This is a genomic window from Picosynechococcus sp. PCC 8807, from assembly GCF_001693295.1.
Classification (GTDB): domain Bacteria; phylum Cyanobacteriota; class Cyanobacteriia; order Cyanobacteriales; family MRBY01; genus MRBY01.
Genome location: NZ_CP016483.1, coordinates 538,199 through 564,244 on the forward strand (window position 1 = coordinate 538,199; position 26,046 = coordinate 564,244).

27 protein-coding genes and 1 other RNA gene are annotated in these 26,046 nt (G+C 49.7%); 14 read left to right on the plus strand and 14 right to left on the minus strand.

Translation table 11 applies throughout. The features are described 5' to 3' along the window. The first annotated feature begins 192 nt into the window (after positions 1 to 192). Positions 193 to 945 carry a response regulator transcription factor RpaB gene (gene rpaB / locus AWQ24_RS02535; RefSeq protein WP_030007099.1) on the plus strand — a complete coding sequence of 251 codons (753 nt, stop codon included), beginning with the start codon at positions 193 to 195 and terminating at the stop codon, positions 943 to 945. Positions 946 to 967: 22 nt separating this feature from the next. On the opposite strand, the gene rnpB is transcribed toward rpaB, so the two are convergent. The 4 genes from rnpB to rplU all read right to left on the minus strand — a co-directional run bounded on the left by rnpB (position 968) and on the right by rplU (position 2,844). Then, positions 968 to 1,356: RNase P RNA component class A (gene rnpB, locus AWQ24_RS02540), an RNA gene on the minus strand. Between the two features lie 23 nt (positions 1,357 to 1,379). Further along, a complete protein-coding gene (hisIE, locus tag AWQ24_RS02545; RefSeq protein ID WP_065711609.1) occupies positions 1,380 to 2,015 on the minus strand; it encodes a bifunctional phosphoribosyl-AMP cyclohydrolase/phosphoribosyl-ATP diphosphatase HisIE in 636 nt (211 codons plus the stop codon). A gap of 143 nt (positions 2,016 to 2,158) precedes the next feature. Next, positions 2,159 to 2,425 (minus strand): 50S ribosomal protein L27, encoded by a 267-nt coding sequence (rpmA, locus tag AWQ24_RS02550; protein ID WP_065715923.1) that lies wholly within the window; start codon positions 2,423 to 2,425, stop codon positions 2,159 to 2,161. A gap of 71 nt (positions 2,426 to 2,496) precedes the next feature. Continuing rightward, on the minus strand, positions 2,497 to 2,844 hold the full coding sequence (gene rplU, locus AWQ24_RS02555) for a 50S ribosomal protein L21 (protein WP_012306121.1): 348 nt from the start codon (positions 2,842 to 2,844) through the stop codon (positions 2,497 to 2,499). Between the two features lie 265 nt (positions 2,845 to 3,109). Between rplU and AWQ24_RS02560 the strand changes: the two genes are divergently transcribed. Next, entirely contained in the window at positions 3,110 to 5,260 is a 2,151-nt protein-coding gene (locus tag AWQ24_RS02560) for a DUF3769 domain-containing protein (protein WP_232318859.1), read from the plus strand. 15 nt (positions 5,261 to 5,275) lie between these two features. Here the strand turns inward: AWQ24_RS02560 and surE are convergent, their stop codons facing one another. Further along, a complete protein-coding gene (gene surE, locus AWQ24_RS02565) occupies positions 5,276 to 6,109 on the minus strand; it encodes a 5'/3'-nucleotidase SurE (protein ID WP_012306123.1) in 834 nt (277 codons plus the stop codon). A gap of 99 nt (positions 6,110 to 6,208) precedes the next feature. Here surE and pheS point away from each other — a divergent pair, with 99 nt between their 5' ends. From pheS to AWQ24_RS02585, 4 genes are all read left to right on the plus strand, one after another. Beyond that, positions 6,209 to 7,216: a phenylalanine--tRNA ligase subunit alpha gene (gene pheS / locus AWQ24_RS02570; protein ID WP_065715924.1), complete on the plus strand. Its 1,008-nt coding sequence runs from the start codon at positions 6,209 to 6,211 to the stop codon at positions 7,214 to 7,216. 90 nt (positions 7,217 to 7,306) lie between these two features. Beyond that, entirely contained in the window at positions 7,307 to 7,858 is a 552-nt protein-coding gene (locus AWQ24_RS02575; RefSeq protein WP_012306125.1) for a TM2 domain-containing protein, read from the plus strand. A 96-nt stretch (positions 7,859 to 7,954) separates the two neighbouring features. Beyond that, positions 7,955 to 8,305 carry a DUF4870 domain-containing protein gene (locus AWQ24_RS02580; protein ID WP_065710084.1) on the plus strand — a complete coding sequence of 117 codons (351 nt, stop codon included), beginning with the start codon at positions 7,955 to 7,957 and terminating at the stop codon, positions 8,303 to 8,305. Between the two features lie 219 nt (positions 8,306 to 8,524). Continuing rightward, positions 8,525 to 9,325, plus strand: coding sequence for a response regulator transcription factor (locus AWQ24_RS02585; RefSeq protein ID WP_065715925.1), 801 nt, complete (start codon positions 8,525 to 8,527; stop codon positions 9,323 to 9,325). A gap of 7 nt (positions 9,326 to 9,332) precedes the next feature. Here AWQ24_RS02585 and AWQ24_RS02590 read toward each other — a convergent pair whose 3' ends face one another. From AWQ24_RS02590 to AWQ24_RS02605, 4 genes are all read right to left on the minus strand, one after another. Further along, positions 9,333 to 10,064 (minus strand): ATP-binding cassette domain-containing protein, encoded by a 732-nt coding sequence (locus tag AWQ24_RS02590; RefSeq protein WP_065715926.1) that lies wholly within the window; start codon positions 10,062 to 10,064, stop codon positions 9,333 to 9,335. A gap of 31 nt (positions 10,065 to 10,095) precedes the next feature. Continuing rightward, entirely contained in the window at positions 10,096 to 10,770 is a 675-nt protein-coding gene (locus tag AWQ24_RS02595) for a RibD family protein (RefSeq protein ID WP_065715927.1), read from the minus strand. After that, positions 10,763 to 11,206, minus strand: a complete 444-nt coding sequence (locus AWQ24_RS02600; RefSeq protein WP_065717279.1) for a DUF3531 family protein — start codon at positions 11,204 to 11,206, stop codon at positions 10,763 to 10,765. The genes AWQ24_RS02595 and AWQ24_RS02600 overlap by 8 nt, the downstream gene beginning before the upstream one ends. 121 nt (positions 11,207 to 11,327) lie before the next feature. After that, positions 11,328 to 12,608, minus strand: coding sequence for an ABC transporter substrate-binding protein (locus AWQ24_RS02605; RefSeq protein WP_065715928.1), 1,281 nt, complete (start codon positions 12,606 to 12,608; stop codon positions 11,328 to 11,330). A gap of 212 nt (positions 12,609 to 12,820) precedes the next feature. On the opposite strand from AWQ24_RS02605, the gene pilM reads away from it, so the two are divergent. From pilM to AWQ24_RS02630, 5 genes are all read left to right on the plus strand, one after another. Further along, positions 12,821 to 13,924, plus strand: a complete 1,104-nt coding sequence (gene pilM, locus AWQ24_RS02610) for a type IV pilus assembly protein PilM (RefSeq protein ID WP_062432248.1) — start codon at positions 12,821 to 12,823, stop codon at positions 13,922 to 13,924. A 4-nt stretch (positions 13,925 to 13,928) separates the two neighbouring features. Further along, entirely contained in the window at positions 13,929 to 14,660 is a 732-nt protein-coding gene (locus AWQ24_RS02615; RefSeq protein WP_062432249.1) for a PilN domain-containing protein, read from the plus strand. Positions 14,661 to 14,710: 50 nt separating this feature from the next. Further along, positions 14,711 to 15,517 (plus strand): hypothetical protein, encoded by an 807-nt coding sequence (locus tag AWQ24_RS02620; protein ID WP_030007112.1) that lies wholly within the window; start codon positions 14,711 to 14,713, stop codon positions 15,515 to 15,517. 232 nt (positions 15,518 to 15,749) lie between these two features. Then, on the plus strand, positions 15,750 to 18,134 hold the full coding sequence (locus tag AWQ24_RS02625; RefSeq protein WP_065715929.1) for an AMIN domain-containing protein: 2,385 nt from the start codon (positions 15,750 to 15,752) through the stop codon (positions 18,132 to 18,134). A 79-nt stretch (positions 18,135 to 18,213) separates the two neighbouring features. Then, positions 18,214 to 18,798, plus strand: coding sequence for a transposase (locus tag AWQ24_RS02630; RefSeq protein ID WP_062432257.1), 585 nt, complete (start codon positions 18,214 to 18,216; stop codon positions 18,796 to 18,798). A gap of 514 nt (positions 18,799 to 19,312) precedes the next feature. Here the strand turns inward: AWQ24_RS02630 and AWQ24_RS02635 are convergent. The 3 genes from AWQ24_RS02635 to AWQ24_RS02645 are packed head-to-tail and all read right to left on the minus strand — an operon-like array spanning position 19,313 to position 20,675. After that, positions 19,313 to 20,005 (minus strand): HAD family hydrolase, encoded by a 693-nt coding sequence (locus AWQ24_RS02635; RefSeq protein WP_065715930.1) that lies wholly within the window; start codon positions 20,003 to 20,005, stop codon positions 19,313 to 19,315. Positions 20,006 to 20,061: 56 nt separating this feature from the next. After that, positions 20,062 to 20,463 (minus strand): type II toxin-antitoxin system VapC family toxin, encoded by a 402-nt coding sequence (locus AWQ24_RS02640; RefSeq protein WP_065715931.1) that lies wholly within the window; start codon positions 20,461 to 20,463, stop codon positions 20,062 to 20,064. Beyond that, entirely contained in the window at positions 20,451 to 20,675 is a 225-nt protein-coding gene (locus AWQ24_RS02645; RefSeq protein ID WP_030007117.1) for a hypothetical protein, read from the minus strand. The genes AWQ24_RS02640 and AWQ24_RS02645 overlap by 13 nt, the downstream gene beginning before the upstream one ends. Before the next feature lie 130 nt (positions 20,676 to 20,805). Here AWQ24_RS02645 and AWQ24_RS02650 point away from each other — a divergent pair, with 130 nt between their 5' ends. Then, the gene (locus AWQ24_RS02650; protein WP_065715932.1) at positions 20,806 to 22,149 is read left to right on the plus strand and encodes a 16S rRNA (cytosine(967)-C(5))-methyltransferase; all 1,344 of its coding nucleotides are present in this window, start codon (positions 20,806 to 20,808) and stop codon (positions 22,147 to 22,149) included. On the opposite strand, the gene AWQ24_RS02655 is transcribed toward AWQ24_RS02650, so the two are convergent. Then, on the minus strand, positions 22,146 to 23,486 hold the full coding sequence (locus AWQ24_RS02655) for a nicotinate phosphoribosyltransferase (protein WP_065715933.1): 1,341 nt from the start codon (positions 23,484 to 23,486) through the stop codon (positions 22,146 to 22,148). The two genes, AWQ24_RS02650 and AWQ24_RS02655, sit on opposite strands and share 4 nt — an antisense overlap. A gap of 120 nt (positions 23,487 to 23,606) precedes the next feature. Between AWQ24_RS02655 and AWQ24_RS02660 the strand changes: the two genes are divergently transcribed. Next, complete coding sequence (locus AWQ24_RS02660; RefSeq protein ID WP_065715934.1) at positions 23,607 to 24,482, plus strand: MBL fold metallo-hydrolase; 876 nt, start codon at positions 23,607 to 23,609, stop codon at positions 24,480 to 24,482. Next, positions 24,479 to 24,784: a hypothetical protein gene (locus tag AWQ24_RS02665; protein WP_012306141.1), complete on the plus strand. Its 306-nt coding sequence runs from the start codon at positions 24,479 to 24,481 to the stop codon at positions 24,782 to 24,784. The genes AWQ24_RS02660 and AWQ24_RS02665 overlap by 4 nt, the downstream gene beginning before the upstream one ends. Before the next feature lie 10 nt (positions 24,785 to 24,794). On the opposite strand, the gene AWQ24_RS02670 is transcribed toward AWQ24_RS02665, so the two are convergent. Further along, positions 24,795 to 25,916 (minus strand): histidinol-phosphate transaminase, encoded by a 1,122-nt coding sequence (locus tag AWQ24_RS02670; protein WP_065715935.1) that lies wholly within the window; start codon positions 25,914 to 25,916, stop codon positions 24,795 to 24,797. Between the last annotated feature and the right edge of the window lie 130 nt (positions 25,917 to 26,046).

Consider the following 26,046-nt stretch of genomic DNA (forward strand, 5'->3'; position numbering starts at 1 on the left):
CGCTAAAGGCTGATCCTGTCCGTTGCTGATTCAAATGGCCCCCTTTTTTCCGTCACCAATGACAATGAGCCTTTGTATTTTGCCCTATCTTGGCTTGGCACGACAAAAAGGATCTTGCTATACTTCTTGTAACGAAATGTAAAGAATCATTTCTAAGAAATCCCACCGTTGCAACAAGGAGTCCCGTCCATCGTGGTAGACAACAAGGCAACCATCCTCGTAGTCGATGACGAAATCGCCGTACGTCGTATCTTACAAACTCGTTTATCCATGATTGGCTACGACATTATCACTGCTGCCGATGGTGATGAAGCCCTCGACATTTTTTGGCGTGAAGATCCTGATTTAGTCATCCTGGATGTGATGATGCCCAAGCGCGATGGGTATTACGTCTGCCAAGAAATTCGCCGCGAATCTAGTACACCGATCATCATGTTGACGGCCCTTGGGGATGTGGCCGACCGGATTACGGGATTGCGCTTTGGGGCCGATGATTATTTGATCAAACCATTTTCGCCCAAGGAATTGGAGGTGCGGATCCAATGTATTTTGCGGCGCACCCAAAAAACGCTGCCCCCCACGGAGGAAGCGGGTATTTTACGGACGGCCAACCTAGTGATTGATACGAATCGCCGCAAGGTGACCCAAAATAATAAGCCCCTGCGGTTAACCCACATTGAATTTAATTTGCTGGAATTGCTCGTGAACCAAGCGGGACAACCCCTAAGCCGCACGGATATTTTGACGGCGATCTGGGGTTATGTGCCCCGCCGCCACAGTGATTTGCGGGTGGTGGATGTCCATGTATCGCGCCTGCGCTCGAAGATTGAGCAGGATCCACGCCAGCCAGAATTTATCATTACAGAACGGGGCACAGGCTATCTGTTTCGGAAACTGCCAGTGGCGATCGCCGCGAATGTATCTTCTTCTATGGCGGCATCGTAGTGGAGTTGATTTCAAAAAAAGCTCAGGAGAGTTAGACATAAGCCGGGTTCTGTTCTCTTGCAGCGCAAAAGGGCAGTTATCTATCTAGGATGACTGTTACCAGCCACCTCCAGCGGCACTCCAAATTATGGGATCGGAAAAAGACCAACCATCATCCCACCGTCCTTGCTCCCAACCGGGGTTTACCGAGCCAGCACCTCACGATACTGCTGGTGCGCTCTTACCGCACCTTTGCACCCTTACCAGATAGATTAGGCGAACCTAATGCTAAGCTTCGGCGGTATGTTTCTGTGGCACTATCCTCACGCTCACGCGCACTGGGCGTTACCCAGCAAGTTTGGTCTTTGGGGAGCCCGGACTTTCCTCAGAGCTGATCTCAAGGTCAACCCTGCAACTGCCGCGCTAACTCTCCTACTGGTCAGTGTAGCGGTATTTTATTTCCGGCGTCTATCTTGGAGCTTTTTATAAACATCCCGCAGTTCTACGCCATGGTGGGCGATCGCCACGAGGGAATGATAAAACAGATCGGCCACTTCCCCGGCGATGTCGTCTTTGTCATCGTCTTTACAGGCCATCACCACTTCGGCGGCTTCTTCACCAATTTTTTTGAGGATTTTATTATCCCCTGCTTCAAAGAGACTGTTGGTATAGGAACCCGCTTGGGGATTGTCCCGGCGATCGCGGATGACGTTAAAAACTTCCGAGAGGGTATCCGCTGGGGGGGCAGATTTACTGTGATCCAGTTGGTGGAAACAGCTCCGTTCCCCCGTGTGGCAAGCAATATCACCAATCTGCTCAATGGACATTAAAATCGCATCACTATCGCAATCATAGCGGAGGGATTGTACCTTTTGAATGTGTCCGGAGGTGGCCCCTTTGTGCCATAGCTCTTGGCGGGAACGACTCCAATACCAAGCTTCTCCCGTGTCCATGGTTTTTTCTAGGGATGCTTGGTTCATCCAGGCCAACATCAGCACGGTGCCATCAAGATAATCTTGGGCGATCGCCGGCACCAATCCCTGCTCATTGAAACGCACCTGATCCAGTGGGATAGCACCACGTAAACTCATTTTGACGATCTCCAAATCTTTAAAAAATAACGACTAATTGGGGCAATGAATGCCAATAAAAAAGAAAGCCCAATTATTGAGCTTTCCTAGTATAAACGGTGGGGTTTTGTTCCCCAATTCCTCAGAAACCTTTGCTAAAAAACTTAGGCAGAAGCATCTGCGGGGTAAACACTGACCTTACGGCGGCCACGCTTGTAGTGCTCGAACTTAACGATGCCATCGACAAGGGCAAACAAGGTGTCATCGCCACCACGACCAACATTATTGCCGGGGTGAACTTTGGTGCCCCGTTGACGGACGAGGATGCTGCCAGTGGTCACGATTTGGCCACCATAGCGTTTTACACCGAGTCTTTGGGCGCGGGAGTCGCGGCCGTTTCTCGTACTACCAGTACCTTTCTTATGTGCCATTGGGATTCTCCAGTTGCTAGAAATCTAGGGATTTATTGTAACAGTGAACTATTGCTGACTGTTGGGGGGATTTAGGCGTCTGCTTTGGCCGCAACAACATTGCCACCAACTTTGATGCTATCGATCATGAAGCGGGTGAAGTATTGACGGTGACCGCGCTTTTTACGGGTTTTCTTCTTGGGCAGCATTTTGTAAACCAGCACCTTCTTAGCCCGGCGCTGATCAACAACAGTCCCTTCAACGGTTGCGCCGTCGATGTAGGGTTGACCGACGGTGACGCCATTGTCATCGCTGATCAAAAGCACTTTCTCAATGGTGTGGTTGCCATCAACGTCCACATCGAGTCTTTCGATATCGTAGAAACGACCGGGCTCAACACGAACCTGCTTGCCGCCGGTTTCAATAATTGCGTAGCTCATAAAAATAGTAATTTTTCTATAGGGTTGCCGTACAGGTAGCAATCGCGCTTAAGTCTGTTTGCTTCACAAAGTTAAGGCTGGCGATCGCATTTTTACTGTGTCACCTGATCCGAGCAGGATATAAAGACACAATCATCTAATATAGATTTAATTTGTGGGTTTCGTCAAATCCCGGCACATTACAAAATAACTTCCCCAAAAAATAAAATTACGTGTGGTGCTGAATTTAGGGATTAGGATAGATTTTGTGTAATTTCCTTTGCAGGTGAGTACTGTTATGTCTGCGATCGCCGTCCTTTGTACATTGAATTGTGCTGTGATGCCTGTGGTGGCAGAGCCGTTGATGCAGACGGGCCAAGGCTCACCGATGGCGCAATTACCAGGGGGCGTAGCGGCCCAGGAAATTGAGCTGGAAGGGGAAATGAACTATGGCGAAATTCAAATTCAAGACCGTACGGGTCAGCAGCAACAATTTTCCTTAGAAGCAAATCCAACCGAGGGGGCGACAGATCCCGAAGCAATCCCGACTCCGCCAGCGGTGCTCGAAGTGATCAGCGATCGCCAGGAATATAACGAGCAAACCCAGGTGGTGACAGCCATGGGGAATGTGATTGTCCGCTTTCAAGAAGCCGTTCTCAGCGCCGACCAACTCCAGATCAATCTCAACAGCAAATTGGCGATCGCCAGGGGAGATGTCGCCCTACGTCGGGGACAACAGATTTTACGGGGTGAACAATTTACCTATTTCTTTGTACAAAATCGCGGCCAGATCCAACAGGCAGAAGGGGAAATTTCCCAAACGACCTTAAACCAAGACTTGGGAGTACGACCCACACGTTTTGGGGTCAGTAGCAATCCAGCCGTGCTTTTAAACGAACGGCTTTTGCTCAATCAACCAGCCACAGAGGTCATAGGCGAAGAAGGGATTAGTTTTGTCCTGGGCAGTGGGCGCGACATTGGCACCCGTGACATTGATACCCAAACGAACGTCATTAATCGGGTGCGTTTCCAAGCTGAATCGGTGGAATTTGTCGGCGATCGCTGGGAAGCTAAAAATATCAGCATTACCAATGATCCCTTTTCGCCACCGGAATTGCAGTTGGTGGCAGACACGGCCACTTACCAAAAAGTAGACGAATTTAACGACGAGCTCGTCACCACCAAGACCCGCCTCGTCATTGATAACAACGTTTCTTTACCTGTATTTCCGCGGACCTTTCGCTTTGGCGAATCCGAGGGGATTTTTAGCCAGGTGTCCTTTGGATTTGATGATGAGGAAAAAGGCGGTTTATTTCTGCAGCGGCGGTTTTCTCTCTATCGCAGTGCCCAGGGTCGCTGGACAGTGACCCCCCAATACCTCCTCCAGAAGGCTTGGTTCCCGGATACGATCCTCGCAGAAACCAACGATGATGATGCAGGGGAAATCTTGGCCCCTGGGGTGTTTGCGGTGACCAGTGAGTTTGACTATCGGTTTAATCCACGGGTGTCATTTGCGGCACGGGGTTCTTTAGAGAATCTCAAGCTGGATAATTTTGAAGATAAACTCGAGTTGAATTTTCGCCTAGAACAACAGCTTGGCAATTTAGATAATCCCTTTCGTCTTAGTCAGGAATTTAACTACCGCGATCGCCTTTTTAATGGTTCCCTCGGCTTCCAGCGAGTACAGCGGAGTTTTGGAATTGTGCTGCGATCGCCGCGCTATATTTTGGGAAATTCCGGCTTTGAGGTGGATTTTCAGGCCAGCGTGCAGAATATCGAAGCCGATACCGACCGCCCAGACTTATTGGAACCTGGGGTCAGCGAAGACCAAGTGAACCTCACCCGTTACCAAGGCTCCTTTAACCTCGACCATCGTTTCCCTCTCTGGAGCGGTGAACCGTTGCCGCCGACTCGCTTTGAGGGCTTACGGTACAGTCCGAGGCCCATTGTTCCCTATGTTTCTCTGGTGACGGGGTTACAGGGGGTAGCGGGGGTTTATAGCAATGGCGATCGCCAAAATTCCCTCCGGGGGAAAATTGGTATCGAAGGACAATTTGGCCGCTTTGCCGGGAACAGTTTCGACTATACGGGTTTTAATCTGAGCTACACCAATAGCGTCCTCAGTGATGAACTATCGCCGTTTCTCTTTGACCGGGCCGTTGATCAACGTACCCTCGAATTCGGCCTGACCCAACAACTCTATGGCCCCTTTCGGGTGGGTTTCCAGACGGCGATCAACCTCGACAGCGAAGAAGCGATTAGCACCGATTATTTCCTTGAATATAGTCGGCGAACCCACGGTGTGCTATTGCGCTACAATCCCGTCCTTGAAATTGGTTCGGTGAATATCACGATCAATAGTTTTAATTGGAACGGCTCCACAGATCCGTTTACCAACGAAGAAATTCGGCCCGTCAGCGATGGGGTCACACCTTAACGAAATTCACAGAGCTTAGATCTGCCAATCCTCCTGGGCGAGGGTCTGGATGCGGTGCAGGTCATTCATGATGTACTGCAAAGGCGTGATGGTGATATAGCCAGCGGCGATCGCCTGGACATCGGTCGGAAAATCTAGGGGAATATTCGGCTCATCCGGTTGGGGTAATTCTTCGATCACTTCCCCAGAAAGCCAGTAATAGGTTTTGCCGCGCGGATCTTGACGCTTCTGAAATTGCTCAATGTAACGGCGCAACCCCTGACGTGTAATTTTTACCCCCGCAAGCTTTTCTTTTTCTAGGTTGGGCACATTAATATTCAACAAAACTGGCGCATCTTGGTTGGCGATCGCCCAGTGGGGACGTTTTTCCATCAGTTGACAGAGGAGCTTGACTGCGAAATCAGCGGCAGGTTGAAAATTGTGGCTGGTATAGTCCGCCAGGCTTAGGGCAATGCTGTGAATACCTTCTAATAACCCTTCCATCGCCGCCGAAACCGTCCCCGAATAAAGCACATCAGTCCCCAAATTAGAGCCATGGTTAATGCCAGAGAGGACAAAATCAGGGCGTTCCTTGAGGACGGCACTGAGGGCAAATTTGACACAGTCTGATGGTGTACCAGAGCAGCTCCAGGCGGTGACACGGGGATCAAAAATCCCTTCGACAATCTCAGTGCGGATCGGGCGGTGGAGCGTTAAACCATGCCCCGTGGCAGAGCGTTCCCGGTCAGGACAAACGACGGTGACCTGGTGACCTGCTTCGGCAAGGGTATTGGCGAGGGTACGGATCCCCAGGGCGGAGATGCCATCATCATTACTGATTAATAAATTCAGCGGCGTAGCAGGTGTCATGGGTTCCTGGTGAAAAATTGACGTTTTTTTATGATCAAGGACGGTTTAAACTGTTAGGGTCTTCACCATCGAAACAAGTTTAGTCGCACTCTTTTTGGCATGACCACTTCTACTTTGACCCAAATCGAATCTGATTTGCAAACGCTCCAACAGGAAGCCACCGACGCGATCGCCACGGCGACAGATCTCGACACCCTCGAAAAATTGCGGGTCAACTACCTCGGCAAGAAGGGTCAACTGTCCCAAATCCTCCGGGGTATGGGCAAACTCTCCGCTGAAGAACGGCCAAAAATTGGGGCGATCGCCAACCAAGTTAAAGAATCTCTTCAGGGGGCTCTTGATACCAAGCTTGAAACTCTCCAGAAAGCGAAGATCGAAGCCCAACTCAAGGCCGAAACCCTCGATGTCACCATGCCCGGTGTGGGGCGTCCCCTGGGGAAAATGCACCCGCTCCAGAGCACCATTGATCGGGTTTTAGATATTTTTGTGGGCCTGGGCTACACCGTTGCTGAAGGCCCCCAAATTGAGACAGACTATTACAACTTTGAGGCACTCAATACTCCTGCTGACCACCCAGCACGGGATATGCAGGATACATTTTATCTGCCGGGCGATCGCCTATTGCGCACCCATACTTCCTCGGTGCAGATTCGCCACATGGAGCAAAACGAACCCCCTTTAAGGATCGTTGCCCCGGGCCGGGTTTACCGTCGCGATACCGTCGATGCGACCCACTCCGCCGTGTTCCATCAGATTGAACTGTTGGCAATTGATAAAAATTTGAAATTCACCGACCTAAAAGGCACCCTCAAAGAATTTTTGCGGCAGATGTTCGGCGAAGACCTAGAGGTGACCTTCCGGGCCAGCTACTTCCCCTTCACTGAACCCTCCGCCGAAGTGGATGTGAAATGGCAGGGTAAATGGCTGGAGGTGATGGGCTGTGGCATGGTGGACCCCAATGTCCTCAAAGCTGTCGGCTACGACCCAGAAGTTTATACGGGCTTCGCCGCGGGGTTAGGGGTAGAGCGCTTTGCGATGGTTCTGCACAAGCTGGACGATATCCGCCGTTTGTATAACAGTGATCTGCGCTTTTTGCGTCAGTTCTAGGCCGTTTTCGACTAGGGTTTCTACAATAGTGGGGAAAGGCGATCGCCTGGTTGATTGCCAATGTCCGCTTAGTATGACCAAGAACCCTGCATGAGACAGAAAAGTACAGCCGCAGTGTTAGCCTTTTTCCTCGGTGGTGTGGGGGGGCATAAATTCTATCTGGGGGAAATCGGCTGGGGGATTATTTACGCTATTTTTTTCTGGACTTACATTCCCACCATTGTCGGCTTTGTCGAAGCAATCGTGTTGGTTAGTATGTCCCAGGATGATTTTGACAAAAAGTACAACACCAAAGCCCTTATGGGATACGAGTCTAAACGCTTAACCCGTGACGCGATCCCTCCCCAGGTGATTGTGAATATTGGGGATCAGGCGATCGCCGCCAATCAGCAAAATGTGACTCCCAGTTTGGCCCCAGACACACCTGTCGATCAAAACATTGCCAAAGAAGCCCTCGATCGTCGCATCCTTAAATTTTGTCAGACCAAAGGCGAAGTTACCCTTCTAGACTGCTTCCTTGAAATTGAAGAAGTTCCAAGAAATATCCTCGAATCCCACCTAGAAAATTTAGTGCGGGCAGAATTTTTGCAAGTGACGAATCGTGCCACCGATGGCAAAATTGTTTATCGTTTAGACAACTAATGGATGTCTTCGTGCTCGCAAAACGTAACATTCATAACAACCATTTAACCTTTATTTAAAAAATACAACTTTACTAAAGTTAGGAGAATTTAAGCGATGACCTTTGATCCCGATAAAAGAAAACTGCTTTCGAGTCTTTGCCACGGAGCCATTTTTATTAACTATACATTTGTCTCCATTGGAATTCCGGTGGCCCTGTTACTTGTGAGTGAAGATCCTGTCGTTAAAGCCAATGCACGGGAATCTCTCAATCTCCACCTAAACCTCTGGGTCGGTTGGATAATCTTTGGCATCCTCTGGTTTACAGTGATCGGCATTCCCATTGCAATCATCTTAGCCATTCCCCTACTGCTCCTGAGCTTTGTAATGCCAATTCTGGCGATTTTAAAAATCTTGGGCAGTCCAGCAACAGAATATCGCTACCCTTTTATCATCCATATTCTGTAACTAAAATGACGATGGTTGACTTCGTTCTTTCGCCTTTTGTTATCAAGTTCAGCTTAAATAATCATTAAGATACATGATCTATTTAGGTGAACTTTTAAGATTGTGATTTGCGGCAATTAATCGAGTCCAAAGAAACAGTTAAGACGTAACCACGGTTACAATCTGTTGACATTAACTTTGTTAACGTAGGAGCAACAATCGCAAGGAAGTCAAACCATCGTGACTTTAATCTCTGTTGCCATCATCGAAGGAAATCCCCACTTGAGATCATTGCTTGGGTGGCATCTTCAACAAGCCAACTATGCCATTTACCAAGCAGCAAATCTCAACCAGTCGCGGCGTGTCTTTGAACAGCACATGCCAGCCTTGGTGCTACTAGACTCGGAATTACCAGACGGTGATGGCCTCGAACTCTGCCGTTGGTTGCGCCAAAATACCCAGGCCATCATTCTCATCCTGTCAGCCAAAAATACAGAAAAAGATGTTGTGGCAGGGTTAAAGGCCGGGGCTGATGATTATTTAACGAAGCCCTTCGGGATGCAAGAACTTTTAGCGCGGGTAGAAGCCTTGACGCGGCGGATTCGGGCAGTGAGTGCTCCCCTCCAACTTGATTATGGTGAATTGCGCATTGATCTCGTGCAGCGGCGGGTACAATTCCGGGGTTTGTACATTGATTTAACGCCCCAAGAATTTAGTTTGTTGTATGTGCTCGCCCAGGCCAACGGAGAACCCCTCAGTCGCTCAGAATTATTGCGGCGGGCATGGCCAGATGCCATTGATAACCCCCGTACCATCGACACTCATGTATTATCCCTGCGGAAAAAAATTGAACAGGATCCCCGCCAGCCCAATTTGATTCAAACGGTACGCAATGTGGGTTATCGTTTCAATCTCGATGGGATTGGGTCTGGTCTCGGCAATGGCAATGCAACCTTAGAACCTTCACCGACACCGGCTCGCCCAAGCCACCCAAAACTCAAAACTCGGACCTCCATTCGTGAGCTGGTTAATCAAGGTTAGAGGGTCATCACCAAGGTTCGGTATTGGTAGATTGACGACTTTGGAGGGTTTGCTGGATGACTGACCAAGGAATGGAGTGATTGTTGTATTGGTGCTGGATTTGGCCTTGGTCGAGGTAAATCAATTTTGTTGCGAGTTGCTGGGCAAAGTCGAGGTTATGGGTAGAAATAACCAAAGGGATATTGGATTGAGCCTGATATTTCAACAACAGCGCAACTAAGGTTTGAATGCGACCTAAATCTAGGGCGGCGGTGGGTTCGTCTAGGAGAAGAACTTGGGGTTTGCAGAGGAGTGCCCTGGCGATCGCCACCCATTGTTTTTGGCCGCCGGACAGGAGTGCTTCGTGGCGATCAAGCCATTCTGGGGGAATATCCAGTTGATCTTGCCACTGTTGCCAATGGTTGCGGATGGTTGGGGCCGATTGTTTCCGTAACTGGAGTGGGTACCATAGGGCATCCTTGACGGTCATAGCCAGAAGGCGGGCCTCCTGGGGGACGAGGGCAATGTGTTGCCGCAGGACAACGGGATTATAAGCGCTGTAGGGCTGACCTTGGAAGGTGAGGCGGCCTGCGGTGGGACTCTGGAGTTGATTGAGACAGTGGAGGAGGGTCGTTTTTCCGGAGCCCGATGGCCCCACCAGCACTAGGCGATCGCCTGGCTCTAGGGCAAAGGAAATATCCCGGAGAATATCCTTCGGCCCAAGGGTAAGGGTGAGTTGTTCAACCGTTAAAATCGCCATGGATAAGGTGCCAGAGTACAGAGTGCTGCTGTTATTGTTTCATGCGGTAATGGAGAAATAATTCCGAGGCGATCGCCTCATATTCCAGAAGTTCGAGGGTCAAGCCCGCCGTCTGTAAAAAACCATTACCTGCCATGGGGGTGGGAGCCGCTGTTCCGCCGAGTAAAACAGGACAAACCGTTAGCCACAGTTCATCCAAGCAGCCTTGCTCCGCGAAGCTGGCGATGAGGTTTCCCCCTCCCAACAGACCCAACTTTTCAATTCCCTGTTGCCTCAGTTCCGTGAGAGTTGGTTGCCATGCTCCGGCTGAATCTAAAGCAATAATTTGCTCAAAGCCCGGAAATTCCGCCCACCGGGGGAGTTGTTCAGGAGCGGTTAAAAGACCCCGGCGGAGGGGCTGCTGAAAAAAAGGCAAATCCTGGGAAAGATTGCCGGAGCCAGAACAAACAAAGTGAATCGGTTGGGGCGGTTGGTGGCGGTCTTGGCGTTGTTGCAATAGGTGGCGATCGCCAATCGGAAGACTTGTGCCATAGGCGCGGAGGGTATTGGCCCCAAACATCACCGCATCCATCTGGGCAATTAACCGTTCCAAGTGGGCTTTATCCTGGGCCGAAGGAAACCGCGCTGGAGCGCCACTGTAATCGGCAATTTTACCGTCGGCACTCATGGCGGCGATCGCTGTTACCTGGGGCCGCTGCCTATGCATACCAACTGTCAGCTTCATCCCGTTCGATGGGCCAATCTTCGTTTTCGCCGCCCACCACAATGCAGCGCAAATCTACAAAATCCTTGCTTAATTGCTTCAGGGCATTGACCAAAACATCTAAAGCAAGGAGATCACTCGTCCCCAAATCAAACCAGCAACGTCCCCAAATGCCCTCATATTCAAAGTCCCCTTTGTTGTGCATTGGGGCCATCAGCGCATTATCTGCGTGGTCTTCGTCATAGGTGAGGTAGCTGATATCGACACCGGTTTCTTGGATCTGGAGATTCTCCGCATTAAATCCTCCTAGTTTCCCGATGTAAAACCAAGAGTCAAATAGCTCTTCGACATATTGTTTTTCTGTCTCCGAAGGCACATGGTCAAATTCCAACCAAATCCAGAGGTCGAAGGGGGAAAATTCGCGAAATTGGACTTCCATATTGTTTGTGGATAATAGGGCTTGAGAAATGTCAGTATAAACGTTTTGCAAAAAAACCAAGAAATATCCTCCCTGGAGGGAGGTGCCCAAAGGGCGGAGGGTGAATTCCCTGGAGGGAGGGTTAAAGGGCATTCCAGGCTGCTGCCGCATCAGCTACCGCCTGGGGGACTGTCTTTTGGTCGAGCATCGCTGCTTGGAGATTCTCGTAGATAAGCTTTTGTAGTTCCGTGAGATTCTCCTGGGCGGGGATCAAAATTTCGGCATCCGCTAGTTGTTCTGCACTAATTTTCCGGGCCAAACTGAGGCTATCAGTGGCGGCGCTGGTGGCGAGTTTCGCAATGTATTGTTCCACTGCGGCCTGGGTAGAGGGCAAAACATTGGCGGCTTCAGCAAAGGCAAGTTGATTTTCAGTATTGGTGACAAAGAGGGCAAAATCGAGGGCAGCCTCTGGATCGTCGCTATCTTTGGGGATCACAAGGTTCATTACGGCGACGTTCTTCTTACCTGTTTCCCCAGTGATTTGGGGGGCTGGGACGGATACCACCGCAATTTGGGGCGCGTTCTGCTGGATGGTGTTGATAAATTCGGGGGAAGTGTTGGCGATCGCCGTTTCCCCAGCTTGGTAGAGTTCAATACCGTGGCTATGGCCTTGGGTCAACACTTCTGGGGGTAATAATTCCGCCTGGTAAAGATCGACCCAGTATTGGAACGCAGCAATGCCTTCGGGGGTATTAAAGCCCGCAGAACCATCAGCATTGACTAGGGTGACTCCCATTTGTACCAAGGACTCCAGGACTTCATTGGAGTCACCGGGAACGAAGGTGACGAAAAAGGCATATTTCCCAGTTGTTTCTTTGATCGTTTGGGCGGCGATCGCCAACTCTGTGTAGGTGCTAGGGGGAGCGTCAATGCCCGCCTCAGCAAATAAATCTTCGTTATAAAAACTAATCCGGGTCGTGAGATACCAGGGAATACCAAAGGTTTGGCCGTTGATTTGATTCGCCTGCCAAATTTTCGGCAAATAGCGATCGCGCAATTCTGGCGTCAGACGATCATCCAGCACCAACCAAGCATCACGACTGGCCAACTGGGAAGCAAAATTAGGATTGAGGTTCACCACATCCGGAGCCGTGCGCGCCGAAACCGCCGTCAGGATTTTACTTTCCATCGCTGACCAAGGGACATCTACCCAGCGCACCGTTTCTGCCGCATTTTCGGTTTCAAAGGCCGTAATTAATTCATTGAAATAATCTGTAAACTTTGGTTGCAATTGCATTGTCCAAAATTCGACCGTTTCTGGGGTGTTGCCATTGCCCCCAGGTATCTGCTGACAGGCGGCGATCGCCACCAAACTCACCCCCACAAACAGTCCACGCCGTAGCCTTTTGAGACCATTAAACATAAAAACTTTCCTCCCAATTTCAGCCGCAGTGATCACTCACATTGAATTGACCTTCAGATCATGCCATTATCCAGACAGCTTCAGGGGCAAAATTGCTCCCTTTTTTGCGATTGTTATTTACTTTCGGCAAACTGAGCTAAATTTAATAGCAACCGGGGTATGGGTGGTTAGCACCGATGGCTCCATAGGTCATCCTTTCGGAACATTTTCCTATGCTAGATTTCTTCAAAAATATCTTCAAACCAAAGCGTAAAGGGATTGGCATCGAGATCTCAACGGAACGCTTAAACATTGTCCAACTCAAAAAACAGGGACAGGTCTATAAGCTGGCGACCTACATCACCGAACCCGTCCCCGAAGGCATTTTTGAAGAAGGAAAAATTGTTGATGTTCCCGCCCTCGCCGAGCTGATCCAAAATACCCTCAGCGCCAACAACATCAGCGCCAAACAGGTTACGGCCGCCGTGCCCATGCGGGAGGCAATTATCCGCCTGATCCCGATCCCCGCCGAACTCGATGATGCCGAACTGCGGGATATGGTCCTCAACCACGAAGCAAGCCTCTACCTGCCCTACCCCCGCGAAGAAGTGGATCTCGATTACCAAAAACTTGGGTTTTTCCAAGATGAAGATGGCATTGAAAAGGTGCAAGTTCTGTTGGTGGCCACCCGGCGAGAAGTGACCGACGCCTATGTGGAGACCATTGTCCAGGCGGGACTAGAGATCAATATCCTCGAAATCAATAGTTTTGCCCTCCTCCGGACGATTCGTGAGCAACTACGGCAGTTTAGCTCCCAGGAAGCGGTGGTCTTGGTTGATATTGAATTTGACTGTACAGAAATTGCCATTGTGGTCGATGGGGTGCCGCAGTTTTCCCGGACAGTACCCATCGGCGCTTCGCAACTACAAAATGCCCTATCCCGCGCCATGAATTTACCTGCCCCCCGCGACATCGAACTTCTCCAGGGGATGACCATTCCCAACACACCAATGGAAGGATCGCGCACCGGCGCCACGGGCATTAACCCTGGGATGGCGGCCCTCCTGCGCGTTCTGGGGGAACTGACAGACGAATTGCGCCGTTCCATTGATTTTTATCTCAACCAGAGTGGTGAGCTGGAAGTGGCCCAATTGATGCTGGCTGGCCCTGGTGGTGGGATTAGTCAACTGGATGAATTTTTTACGCAGCGTCTCAGCATTCCGACGATTCAAATTGATCCGTTTGAGGCGCTGTCTATTGACGTTGATGAAGAAATTTCCAAGGTGCAACGGCCATCCTTGGGCACTGCATTGGGTTTAGGACTCCGGGAGGTATAGGGCTATGTATGGTTTAGATATTAATTTCCTGAAAGACCGTGGTTTAACGAAAGATTCTTCGATGGCGATCGCCGATCGTCTGGTGAGCAAACCTGGGGTGATTCCGGGCCAAGAGCCAAAGCCACTAATTATCGGTGGGGCGGTCACTGCGGCGGCCTTGGCGGTGGTGGGTCTGTTATGGTTCCAGCAAAGTCGTGAAAAAGCGAACATCCAAGAAGAGATTGCCGTTGTCGATCAACAGCTCCAGGGAGCCAATGCCCAGCAGGCAAGATTACAGCAAATTCAACAAGAAATTGATACCTATAAATCCCAAAGCCAAGCCTTTGTAGATGTGCTGCAAACGAGGATTAAGCCCTGGTCGGCCATTTTGCGGGAAGTGGGTGATTTAACCCCACCCGGTCTCAAGATCACCTCCTTCGAGCAGTCGGATAATCAAGTGTTGGTACGGGGTAACGCACGCACTTTTAATGAAGTGAATGATTTTGTTCTCAACCTGCCGGAATCGCCTTTGCTGCAAGGGGAAGAAATCTATATTGTCAGTGCAAATTTAGTCGATAACCCGATTACTACTGCCCAGGTGGATTTTCCGCGGCCCGTTGCTTCTTTTAGCATGCCCCAGGTGGTGGATTATACGGTATCAATCTCCCTCAATGACCTCACCGATGCAGAGGTGATTCGCACCCTAGACAGCCAGGGGGCACGGGGGATGGCCGAACGCTTGCGGAGTAGCTTTTAGGATTTAACGATCTCGATATTCATCAACACTGTGAGGAGGAGCAACAACCGATGACATACGCAGAAGAGTTCCGGCAAACGATGACGGAAATGACCATGGTTGGTCAGGAACAGGGCTTTTTTGAAGCCTTTGGGATTCAGTTCACTTCAAAAGTTTTAGGGACGATGTTGGCGATCGCCGGCATTGGGGCCAGCGCCGGACTATGGTGGTTTCTCGTTCGGCCCATCCAAGGGGAAATCAGCACCCTCGAACAGGAACTCCAGACAAAACAAGCAGAATTACAAGAAAAAGGCGCCGGGAATATCCAAGAGCAAATTGCCCAGCGCGAGGTGGAATTAGCCAACGAGCAACGGATTGCCACCGAAATTCTCAATGCCTATGGTCAAGACAAGCAAATGCAGACTTTTTTGCTTGATTTCAACCGGATCCTCACAGCCAGCAATGTACAACTAACGAGCTACGAGCCGACACCGCCTAAACCCGAATTTATTACCGATGCCGCTACCTACGGTGAAGCTGCCCAAAATAAACTGAAATACCAAACCTTTAACGTCAGCTTCGATAATATGACCTACACAGAAGCAGAGTCTATGCTCACGAGCATCGATGTGTTGCAGCCGTTGTTGGTATTGCGTAATTTTTCGACGACGGTGGCTGAACCAGCGACATTCCGCTACGAAAATGGCCGTTTGGTAACACAAACCCAAGCCCAGCTAGGGGTTTCCTTTGTGGTGGATGCCCTCATTGCCCCGACCCCGGAAGAGCTAGCTGCCCGACAAGCAGAATTAGCTGCTGAGGCCGCCCCAGCCGAGGGAGAAGAAGGTCAAGAGGAACAACCTGCAGAGAATGGTGGCTAGGTTTCGAGGTCAAAACAATTTGCTGAGGAGATAGGGAGGTAAACTAGCGGCATAGGAACCATTAATTTTGGTTTCAAAACAAATTTCTGAAGACATTATTAGCAAAACTTATTTTAAATTGCTAATTATTTTGGATTTTTAGGGTTGTTTTTTAAAATTATTGTTAATTTCAAGCGGGATTCATTTCGGTTTTTCGATTACATTTAATTAGTGTGTGTGGAGATTTTCTGTCGTGAATATCAAGTCCTATTCCGGAGTCGTCGCTGGTGTCGTTGCTTCTACAACAGTTTTAGTCACCCCAGCCCAGGCAGCAAATATACAAGTACGGGAACTGGCGGTACGGCCAGGAGATGGCAACCTAGAACTCGCTCTCAGTCTTGCACCAGAGAGTGCAAATCTGTCTGGTGAGAAGCCCCAGGTTTCGACGACCCAAAAAGACCGGGTACTCATTGCAGAAATTGCCAATGCACGGTTAGATCTCGGCAATGGACAGGATATTTTCAGCCAAGATAATCCTTTACCGGGGATTGAGCGCATCGAGGTGATGGAGTCGGCTCCAGGCAATGTCAAAATCGTCGCCCTAGGGGAAGTGGCAGCACCAAAAGGGGAAATCCTCAGCCAGGATGACAACAGCATTTTGCTCAATGTGACCACCTCGACAGCAGACACGACAGAAACGGCCCAGGTCACAGAGCCCTCCACAGTCATTGAACCGACCTTGTTGGCTCAGAGTGCCCCCAGCAATAACAATCAAAATAATTTCCTCCAACCGACGGCCCCAATTCCACCGTTTTTACCAAGGGCCAGTGCGCCACCAGTGGGGGATATTGCGGTTTCGACAATTGATACGACCCTGCCTAGCTATGTGAATCTACAAACAAATGCAGTGGTACCTCGTCTTGTACTGAAGGAAGCTCCCATTGAGGATGTGATGTCTCTGTTGGCCCGCGCTTCCGGCCTCAATATCGTTGTGGGCAATGATGTAAAAGCACCTGCCGGGGAAGGTGAAGCGCCACCTGTGACCGTCTCTTTAGATATGCAAAATGCGCCTGTGCAAGATGTCTTCAACTACGTCTTAATGCTCGGTGATTTGAATGCTGTGAGAAATGGCAACACAATTTTTGTCGGGAGAAATCTGCCCTTTGCGATCGCCCCCAGGATTACGCGCAGCTTCCGATTGAATCAGGCGGCAGCAGAGGAAGCTCGTTGTTTTTTGCTGACAGGGGACTCTAGTATCACTGAAACCGTTACCGAAGAGCGAGAAGTAGAATCAACGGGGGAAGCATTGAGCCTTGAAGGTGGCGGGATCGGCACTCGATCACAAAGCTCTTCAGTGACGCGGGAAACGACGAGGGAATGTGTCGGTGAAGAGAGAACTGAAGGCCTATTCGCTAAATTCAGTAACTTGGATATTCTTACAGATGGACGCTTGAATGCGATTACGCTAGCGGGTGATCCGAAGACGATTGAGATTGCAAGCAACTTTTTGAAACAGTTAGATGCTCGTCAGCGGCAAGTAGCAGTAAACGTCAAAATTATTGATGTAACACTCACGGGAAATCGCTCTATCTCTTCTGATATTAAACTCTTGCTTGAAGATCGTATTGGAATTAGCGCTGGAGACGGGATAATTTTATCTCCCAGTGATCTTTCCAGAGGTAGTAGCATTTTTTCTGAGTTTAACCCTGCTGGAATTGTTGTTGAGCAAGGCAATCAAGAGGTTTCTTTTGGAGAGGCTTTTGATGCTTTCGATAGCTTAGATCCTGCAAATACAGTTTTTGTTGGGCCAATTAGGCAAGCTCTTCAAATTGCAGGTGAGACTATACCTACGCCGGGTGAAGGTGATCCCCCCTTCAACGAAAATCAGATTGCCGCAGTAATTCGTACAGTTGATGATTTGGGAAATGTTAGCCTCTCTATCCAAGGACTCGGGGTGCAGAAAGACAATTCTATTGGTCGAGGAACTAACTTTATCGGTAATTTGGTTGCTGGCTTACTGCGTAATACAACCTCTAAAATTATTGCTGACCCTACTTTAATCATTCAAGAAACTGAAACGGGTGAATTGCGTGTTACGGATCAGATCGTTAATAATGTGAGAATTGTGGCGGCGACGGGAGATAATACGAACGGCAACAATGCATCTACTGCTCTACCCGAACCTGTTCTAGCTGAAGTCGGTTTAGTCGTGCCGATTACCGTAGAAAATATTGATGACAACGGTTTCATTACTTTGAACGTAACGCCTGAGGTATCAATCCCTGGAAATCAGGTAAGATTTGAAGCTGGTGACAGTGAAAATATCTTAACTTTGAAGCGTCAAAGTATTCTTAGTTCCGGTTCAGTACGCCTTCGTGACAACCAAACATTGATCTTGGCCGGGGCGATTGATGAACGGGATTTAACAACGACTTCTAAGGTACCTATTTTGGGTGATATTCCTATTCTTGGAGCCTTATTTAGAAGTACCACGCGAGAAAACAGCCGTCGTGAATTGCTCTTTATTATTACCCCCCAGGTTGTTGATGATTCGGACAATGCTATGTGGGGTTATAGCTATCAACCCAGCGAAACAGCCCGTGAAATGCTAGACAATGCCCGTTTCCCCACCCGTTAACCATCCGTAGGGGCTTGGTTCCCATGCCCTTGGTTTCTATTATTTTGGATTTGGAAACCAAATCCCTACGGTTATTGCGATGGCAAATCAATATAATCCGCAAATTCATCATCGGCACTCCATTCGTTTGAAATCCTATGATTACAACCGGGCAGGCGCGTATTTTGTGACAATTTGTGTGCAGGGTCGTGAATGTTTATTGGGAACGATCACAAATCAAATATTGCAGTTAAACGAGTATGGAAAAATTGTTGAACAAGTTTGGAATTATTTGCCTAGACATTTTGAAAATCTAGAAATTGATGCCGCCGTGATTATGCCCAATCATTTTCATGGCATCTTAATTTGTACCGAACCTGAAACGACAGATTTCCCTGTGCCACCGCCAAAAGATGCTTTTAACGCCATTCATAACAAAGGCGATCGCCCTTTTTACGAACAAAAAACAAACCTCGGCAAAATCATCGCCTATTTTAAATATCAAACAACGAAAAAAATCAACCAAAAACGCGGTCTAGTTGGGACAAAAATTTGGCAAAAAAACTATTACGAGCACATTATTCGCCATGAAAAATTTCTCAATATCCTCAGAGAATACATAGAAAATAATCCCTACAATTGGCACACCGACCAATTACACCCCAATATCCCATCGAAATGGTAGGGATTTGGTTGCCAGGGGATTTCATAATAATGGGATTTGGTCTCCAAATCCCTACGGGAAAAACGGGACTGGCCGGATTCGAACCGGCGACCTAGCGCTTCAGATTGGTGTGGGTTTCCCCGACTCTCTGGACTATCTCTTCACCCTAAAAATACAGGAGATTTGGTAACCAAATCCCTACAGTTTCCGTAGGTGGTGGCCGTTATGCTGGGTTGGCGATGACCTTTCGCTACAAACGTTAGCATTCAAGATCCTCAAAAAAAATTTGCCCCAAAACCAACCTGCTAGTCTCTGCACCTTCCTCCGGCGAGGCACCGAAAGGCTTGGCTCAGGGTTACCCTATGACAAAAAAATTTTCGATTTTCTTATCACTTAGGCTTCCTTGAATTTGACCACATTCAGCCATGGCGTTTCCGATCCATGCTGCCCGAAAGATTCAGGAGGCGCTTGCTCTATCCTGCTGAGCCACAGCCCCAATAAAGCGCCAAAATTATAACATAGCTTTTTTTCTATGCTAACTAGCGACCTGCTCTCGGATCAGTTGCACCGCTTCCCATAAATTTTCCACAATGAAATCTGGGTTGTGGGCGGCCAATAATTGGCGATCGCGAATCCCCGAAAGAACTGCAATCACAGGAATATTATGGCTCTGGGCCGAGCGGATGTCGGCTTCCGTATCCCCCACCATCCAAGTGGTCTCTTTGGGACGCAGTCGGGCGAGGCTTTCGCCCATGAGTAACGGCTTTTGATAAAAATCTTGGTTGCGATCCGTTGAGTCGGGTAAACAAAAACGGCGATCGCCCGGAAAAATATCCTGCAAAACCGGATGAAGCTGCAGAATTTTGTCTAGTTCGCTGTAACGACGCATGGTAACGGTCATCACTTCCCAGCCCCAACTTTGGGCCGCCGTCAACGCTTCCAATGACCCCTCAATCAGGCGATCGTGCACCATATTTTCTAGTCGATGCACATGGTCATCCCGGAGCTGCTTAAACTCTGGCAACTGATCTTCCCGGAGACCTGACCGCAAACCAATATCGGTCTGGGAAGTCTTTTGTCGCTTTAAAGCCCAAAATTCCTCCTTTGTTAAGGGGGATAAGGTTTGCTCCGGTGCTGCGACTTGGGTTAATCGCCAGCGATAAACACGGTAGTAGCGTTCCGACAGATCTACGACCACCCCATCAAAGTCCGAAATTAACCTGACCATAATCTTGCTCTCATGCTCACAATACTGTAAAGATTGCCAGTATTAAACCAAACAATCTATCTCATTAAATAATTTTCGAGTTCAGGATATTTTCCAAAAAGCCCGTCAATACTGGCAAGCTGAGCCTGATACACCAGAGCTGTCGCAATAACCATGCGATCAAATGGGTCTCGATGAATAGGAGATAAATTTACAGCCCTTGCTGCAATTGTTGCTGTTAAAGGCAAAATCTCGATACCTGCCGGGTCTAAAGCCTGCCGTATCCATTCTTCGGGGCGACAAGTCAGTTGCAAACGCTGTCGCTGACAGGCTAGAGCGATTTCGTAGCAAGATAGCGGCGAAACACCAACAACATCGACTCGTTCCAGCTTCTCAACCCAGTGGGACGGAAATTGATCAAAATCGCCATTGATGAGCCATAACCAAATATGGGTATCTAGGAGAATTACTTCAGACATTCCCAATCTGCTTCATCTACTAGGGGTGCCACAATATCACCGAGGACTTTCGCTTTGTCAGCCAAGTGTGATGGGGGAAAGTGGCGTTTTTTCTGAATCGGAGAACCTTCCTCAATGATCGTCACAATTACCCGTGCTTGATCAATTTGGGGCACTTCCCCAAGCCAAATCATTTGTCCTGCCTCATAAATTGCCTCGTAACTTTTCAGCATATCGATTCATCCAGAGCATTACCCATACATTTTAGAAGTTTTGTCCGATTCAAACCCAAAGCTAAGTTCAGAAGTAGTGGGGAGGAACAGACTAGGGGATAATCAACCTACTACGTTTTTATCGGATTTAATGTCTTCAGCCCGCCAACTCGCCTTCCTCGCCCTCCGGCAAATCATGTACCACAACGCCTATACCGATGTGGCCCTTGATCGAGTCCTCCACAAAAGTAACCTCACCGGGAGCGATCGCGCTTTAGTTGCCGAATTGGTCTATGGTACTGTCCGTCGCCAAAAAACCCTCGATGCGATTATTGATCAATTAGGGAAAAAGCCCATCGATCAACAACCCCCTGATCTACGGGTACTCCTTCAACTGGGTTTGTACCAACTGCGTTACTTAGATCAAATTCCCCCCTCGGCGGCGGTCAATACCAGCGTTGAAATTGCGAAAACCAACAAGCTGGGCCAATTAGCAGGGGTGGTAAATGGCTGTCTGCGCGGTTATCTGCGGCAACGGGACAAAGGCCATGATCCGCTCCAGTTACCAGAGGCAGCGGCAGAGCAGCTAGCTTTGCAATATAGTTTTCCGGAATGGCTGATTGGCCAATGGCTTGAACAATTTGGAGCGGAGGAAACAGAACAGCTTTGTCAATGGTTTAATCGGCCTGCCCAACTGGATCTCCGGGTAAATCCCCTCCGGGCAAATGTCGCCGCTGTCCAGGATAAACTCACCCAGGCAGGGGTCAAAGCCGAGGCGATCGCCAATTTACCCAATGCCCTGCGCCTAGTCGAAAAACGGGGTTTGATCCAAGATTTGCCGGGTTACAAAGAAGGCTGGTGGACAATCCAGGATGCCAGCGCCCAATTGGTAACCCACTTGCTCGATCCCCAACCGGGGGAAGTGATTATCGACGCCTGTGCAGCCCCCGGCGGCAAAACGACCCACATCGCCGAAAAAATGCAAGATCGCGGCACCATCTGGGCCAGCGATAAATATCAAGCCCGCATTAATAAAATTGAGCAAAATGCCCGCCGTCTCAAGCTCTCGATGATCCGCACCCTCATCGGTGACAGTCGCACCTATTCGCAGTTTCGCAATATGGCTGACCGGGTGCTGCTGGATGTGCCCTGTTCGGGATTGGGGACACTCCACAAACGCCCCGATATCCGCTGGCAACAAAACCCCCAGAAAATTGCTGAATTGACTCAACTCCAGGGAGAACTGCTTACCACGGGGGCGACTTGGGTCAAACCGGGAGGCTATTTAGTCTATGCTACCTGCACCCTCAATCCGGCAGAAAATGAGGCGATCGCCAACCAATTTCTCGTGGAACACCCAGACTGGCAGATTATTCCCCCTAGCCCCGATTCACCCGCTTTTCCCTACGCCCAGGAACAGGGTTGGATTCAGGTCTTACCCCAGCGCCATGACATGGATGGTTTCTTTATGGTGAAGTTGCAACGGCCTGCCTAGAGGGATTGGGCGATCGCCTCGGTGAGGGTTTGCAGGGATTCAGAAATTTTGACGGGATAGGTCTCAGGCTTTCCTAAACGTTTTACTTCATCTGGTAATTGACACACATTAGCCGTCGTTCGTTGGCGAATCGTGCCGAGGTCTTCGGTCGAAAATAACCGCTTGCCCTGGGCCATCACTTTTTTGAGCAGAGGCATTTCTCCTGATTGGGGAGCTTCATTCACTAAACTGAGGCGATCCTGGCCAGCCTCTAGATTGCGAAAAATCTGCTTACAACCCGGATAGGTCGCTTTTCCGCTGGACTTTTTCATCGTCGGGCGATCGCCAATTTGCACTAATTTATACACGCCATTAACTGGGTCGCCTGTCACCAATTTCGTCCCCAAACCATAGCCATCAATGGTTGCCCCAGCCGCCTGGAGCCGCGCCATTTCCCCTTCATCGAGATCACTACTGGCAAAGATTTTCACCGTCGTTGGTAATGCTCGCCGCACCTGTTGGGAGAGGGTTAATAAATCCCCCGAATCGAGGCGCACTCCCGCTAGATGGGTTTCGCCAGTTTGAATCGCCTTACCTAAACGCTCCGCCGCCGCCACGGTGTCGTAGGTATCAATGAGCAAAGGGGCCGCCGGAAAATAACGGTGAAACGCCCGGAACGCATCATCCTCCGAGCCTTCGAGGGTGCCCACCGCCATCACCAAGGCATGGGCCATCGTTCCCACGGGTTTAATCCCCAACTGTTGTGCGGCTAAAACATTGGACGTGGCATCTAACCCGCCAGCCAAAGCCGCCCGCGCTGCCCAGGTAGACCCCTGGGGACTAAAAGCCCGCCTTGTGCCGAATTCTAATAATTGGCGATCGCCCGCAATGTGACGCATCCGTGCCGCCCGTGTTGCAATTAGGGTTTGGTAATTGATGGCATTGAGCAGAAACGTTTCAATAATCTGGGCTTGCCACAGGGGGGCTTCGATCCGCAAAAACGGCTCCTGGGGAAAAATCACGGTTCCCTCTGGGACGGCCCAAAGATCCCCTGTAAAACGACCCGTGGCGAGTAAATCCCAAAAGGCGGCTGGGGCCTGCTCAAAAATCCCGGTACTGCGGAGATAGTCAATTTGCGCCTCCGTAAACCGTAATCCTTCTAGGTAACTTAAAACCTGCTCCAGGCCCATCGCCACCAGATAGCCAAAGTCATCGGGCAAACGACGGGCAAACATTTCAAAGCAAGCCGGGGTCTCCGCCAGCCCTTCCCCCACATAACAGGCTGCCATGGTGAGTTGGTAAAGATCCGTTAACAGACTGTAGTCCTGGGCCGTGATGTCTAAATTTTTCCCAACCATGGTGCGTCTTTCGCCTCCAATGAATTAATTTAGTGTTTATTTTACAATAAAAAATCTGGATCGGCTGCTTTTGGGGGTGAATGTTAAGATCCCATCAGAAAGTTCAGGGGAAAAAGATCCATGGCTACCCAACACCAGCGGCGATCGCAAAATGTGCCCGGTGACTTTTATGTGGACAGTAGTTGCATCGACTGTGACACTTGCCGTTGGCTCAGTCCAGAGATTTTTAACCGCCAGGATGGGCAATCTGCCGTCTACCACCAACCCCAAACCCCTGACCAAAGGCGGGCAGCCTTGCAAGCTTTATTAGCCTGTCCAACGGCCTCGATCGCCACCGAAACCGCACCGAAAGATCTCCCCGCAATCCAAGCCGAGTTTCCCCTGCCCCTTGTTGAAAATATCTATTACTGCGGCTACCATTCGCGCAAATCCTTTGGGGCCGCCAGCTATTTTATCCAGCATCCAGAAGGTAATATTCTCGTGGATTCCCCACGCTTCCAACCCTCTTTAGTGAAGCAACTCGAAGCCCTAGGCGGCGTGAGATATTTATTTTTAACCCACCGGGATGACGTGGCCAATCACCAAAAATTCCATGATCATTTCGGTTGCGATCGCCTGTTGCACCGGGCCGATCTCCGGGAGGGAACAAAAACTGTAGAAACCGTTCTCGAAGGCACCGAAGCGATCCCCTTTCTCAAGGATTGCCTAATTATTCCGGTGCCAGGCCACACCGAGGGTCACGCGGTCTTGCTCTACCGCGATCAATATCTTTTTACCGGGGATCACCTAGCTTTTTCGGCGCGCCTGGGTCATTTGACGGGCTTTCGGAATCACTGTTGGTATTCTTGGACAGAGCAAATTGAATCGATGAAAAAACTCCTCTCCTACCCAATCACCTGGATTTTGCCGGGCCATGGCCGCCGCTACCAGGCCGACAGCGCAACCCTACACCAAGATTTAAAAGCTTGTATTCAGTGGATGGAGTCCGTGGCATGAGCGTAACGTTTTTCTGGCTGGTGGCGATCGCCAGTAATCTTTGTCTAATCGGGGTGAATTATATTCTCTGGCGAAAAGTTCGCCGTTGGCACCAGGATCTGCGCCTCAGTCGGCACCGTTTCGCCCTCAACGAACGCAAAATCAAAATTGTCGTGGAAGATTTAATACAACAAGCGGACGTGATCCCTGCCACCACCCAACAGATCCAGATGAAAAAACAGCAAGGGCAGCAAGTCATCGCCCAGATTAAGCTGCTCCAACAACTCCTCCGAGCCTTAATTTTCGTGCGGCGTCGCCTCTGAAATTACCTGTTTACAGAGCCTGCAAGTAACCTGTTAACCGAGTTAAAGTGCGCTGATTTTCCGCTGGTGTTCCTACACTGATCCGCAGGCCGCCCCCCGTGTGTCGAATTAAAGTCCCCTGATTTTTCAGGGTTTCGACGAGGTTTGCTAAGGCTTCCGCCTGGGGTTCCATCGCTGGCTGGAGGCGACCATAGAGGAAATTCGCATCGCTGGGCCACACCCGGAAATTCGGCAGTTGCCCTAACGCTTGGTAAAGTTTCCCCCGTTCCTGTTGCGCTTCGGGAATGGTGTCCAACAGGCGATCGCCATGGTCGAGGGCGAGTCGGGCCGCCGCCTGGGAAAAACTGGGCAAATTATAGGGGAGGCGTACCTTTTCGAGGGCTTGGATAATTTCTAAACTGCCCACGGCATAGCCCACCCGCAGGGCTGCCAATCGAAACGCCTTCGAGAATGTCCGCAGGATCACCCAGTTGGGCCGCTGTAGGACTTCTGCCACCAAAGTTTTTTGACTGAATTCAAAATAGGCTTCGTCCACCACCACAAGGATATCCGGCGGCAAAGACTGGAGCCAGCTAATTTCTGCTGCCGTGAGACATTGGCCCGTGGGAGAGTTGGGATGCACCACAAACACCACCCGCACTGGTGCCCCTTGGGGTTGGTCAATGGCGTTTTGGGCCGCCGCAAGATCCCAGCTAAAGTCTTCTGGCTGTCGGGCGATCGCCACGGTGTGAATTCCCAAAGTTTGCGCCAAAATGCGATACATCGAAAAAGTCGGCTCGGCCACCAGAATCGATCCTTCCCCGCCCAGACAAGTGGCAATTAACAACGAGCGGATCAACTCATCGGAACCATTTCCCACGGAGATGTGAGCTGCTTGAATATCCCCGGTCAACTGCCCAGAACGGTTCACATAGTCGGCAATGCCTTCCTTGAGCGCCCCATGGCCCCCGTCGGGATAGCGGTTTGTGGCAATTTGATTTTGATAATGTTGAGCCAGAATTTCTTTGAGATCCGCTGGGAGATCGTAGGGACTTTCATTGGTGTCGAGAATATCTACCGGCGTATTTACCGGGCCACCGGGGTGGGACACATAGGCTTTGAGTTGGGCCAAGTCAGAACGCAAAAAGGACATAGGTGCTGTGAAAAAAGAAGAATGAAAATCAATTCCCCAAGGGCATTGAAATGGACACAACTGAAATGTAATCAATCTGTGAAATCGATCATAAGTTTAAGGTTGCGTTATGTAAAAATAACGTTGGTGC

Coding starts and splice junctions, on each gene's coding strand:
- hisIE (WP_065711609.1), bottom strand. CDS start 2,015: ATGAGTTTACGTGGTGCTATCCCACTGGATCAGGTGCGTTTCAATGAG.
- rpmA (WP_065715923.1), bottom strand. CDS start 2,425: ATGGCACATAAGAAAGGTACTGGTAGTACGAGAAACGGCCGCGACTCC.
- rplU (WP_012306121.1), bottom strand. CDS start 2,844: ATGAGCTACGCAATTATTGAAACCGGCGGCAAGCAGGTTCGTGTTGAG.
- surE (WP_012306123.1), bottom strand. CDS start 6,109: ATGACACCTGCTACGCCGCTGAATTTATTAATCAGTAATGATGATGGC.
- pheS (WP_065715924.1), top strand. CDS start 6,209: ATGACCACTTCTACTTTGACCCAAATCGAATCTGATTTGCAAACGCTC.
- AWQ24_RS02575 (WP_012306125.1), top strand. CDS start 7,307: ATGAGACAGAAAAGTACAGCCGCAGTGTTAGCCTTTTTCCTCGGTGGT.
- AWQ24_RS02580 (WP_065710084.1), top strand. CDS start 7,955: ATGACCTTTGATCCCGATAAAAGAAAACTGCTTTCGAGTCTTTGCCAC.
- AWQ24_RS02590 (WP_065715926.1), bottom strand. CDS start 10,064: ATGGCGATTTTAACGGTTGAACAACTCACCCTTACCCTTGGGCCGAAG.
- AWQ24_RS02595 (WP_065715927.1), bottom strand. CDS start 10,770: ATGCATAGGCAGCGGCCCCAGGTAACAGCGATCGCCGCCATGAGTGCC.
- AWQ24_RS02600 (WP_065717279.1), bottom strand. CDS start 11,206: ATGGAAGTCCAATTTCGCGAATTTTCCCCCTTCGACCTCTGGATTTGG.
- AWQ24_RS02605 (WP_065715928.1), bottom strand. CDS start 12,608: ATGTTTAATGGTCTCAAAAGGCTACGGCGTGGACTGTTTGTGGGGGTG.
- pilM (WP_062432248.1), top strand. CDS start 12,821: ATGCTAGATTTCTTCAAAAATATCTTCAAACCAAAGCGTAAAGGGATT.
- AWQ24_RS02615 (WP_062432249.1), top strand. CDS start 13,929: ATGTATGGTTTAGATATTAATTTCCTGAAAGACCGTGGTTTAACGAAA.
- AWQ24_RS02620 (WP_030007112.1), top strand. CDS start 14,711: ATGACATACGCAGAAGAGTTCCGGCAAACGATGACGGAAATGACCATG.
- AWQ24_RS02630 (WP_062432257.1), top strand. CDS start 18,214: ATGGCAAATCAATATAATCCGCAAATTCATCATCGGCACTCCATTCGT.
- AWQ24_RS02635 (WP_065715930.1), bottom strand. CDS start 20,005: ATGGTCAGGTTAATTTCGGACTTTGATGGGGTGGTCGTAGATCTGTCG.
- AWQ24_RS02640 (WP_065715931.1), bottom strand. CDS start 20,463: ATGTCTGAAGTAATTCTCCTAGATACCCATATTTGGTTATGGCTCATC.
- AWQ24_RS02645 (WP_030007117.1), bottom strand. CDS start 20,675: ATGCTGAAAAGTTACGAGGCAATTTATGAGGCAGGACAAATGATTTGG.
- AWQ24_RS02650 (WP_065715932.1), top strand. CDS start 20,806: ATGTCTTCAGCCCGCCAACTCGCCTTCCTCGCCCTCCGGCAAATCATG.
- AWQ24_RS02655 (WP_065715933.1), bottom strand. CDS start 23,486: ATGGTTGGGAAAAATTTAGACATCACGGCCCAGGACTACAGTCTGTTA.
- AWQ24_RS02660 (WP_065715934.1), top strand. CDS start 23,607: ATGGCTACCCAACACCAGCGGCGATCGCAAAATGTGCCCGGTGACTTT.
- AWQ24_RS02665 (WP_012306141.1), top strand. CDS start 24,479: ATGAGCGTAACGTTTTTCTGGCTGGTGGCGATCGCCAGTAATCTTTGT.
- AWQ24_RS02670 (WP_065715935.1), bottom strand. CDS start 25,916: ATGTCCTTTTTGCGTTCTGACTTGGCCCAACTCAAAGCCTATGTGTCC.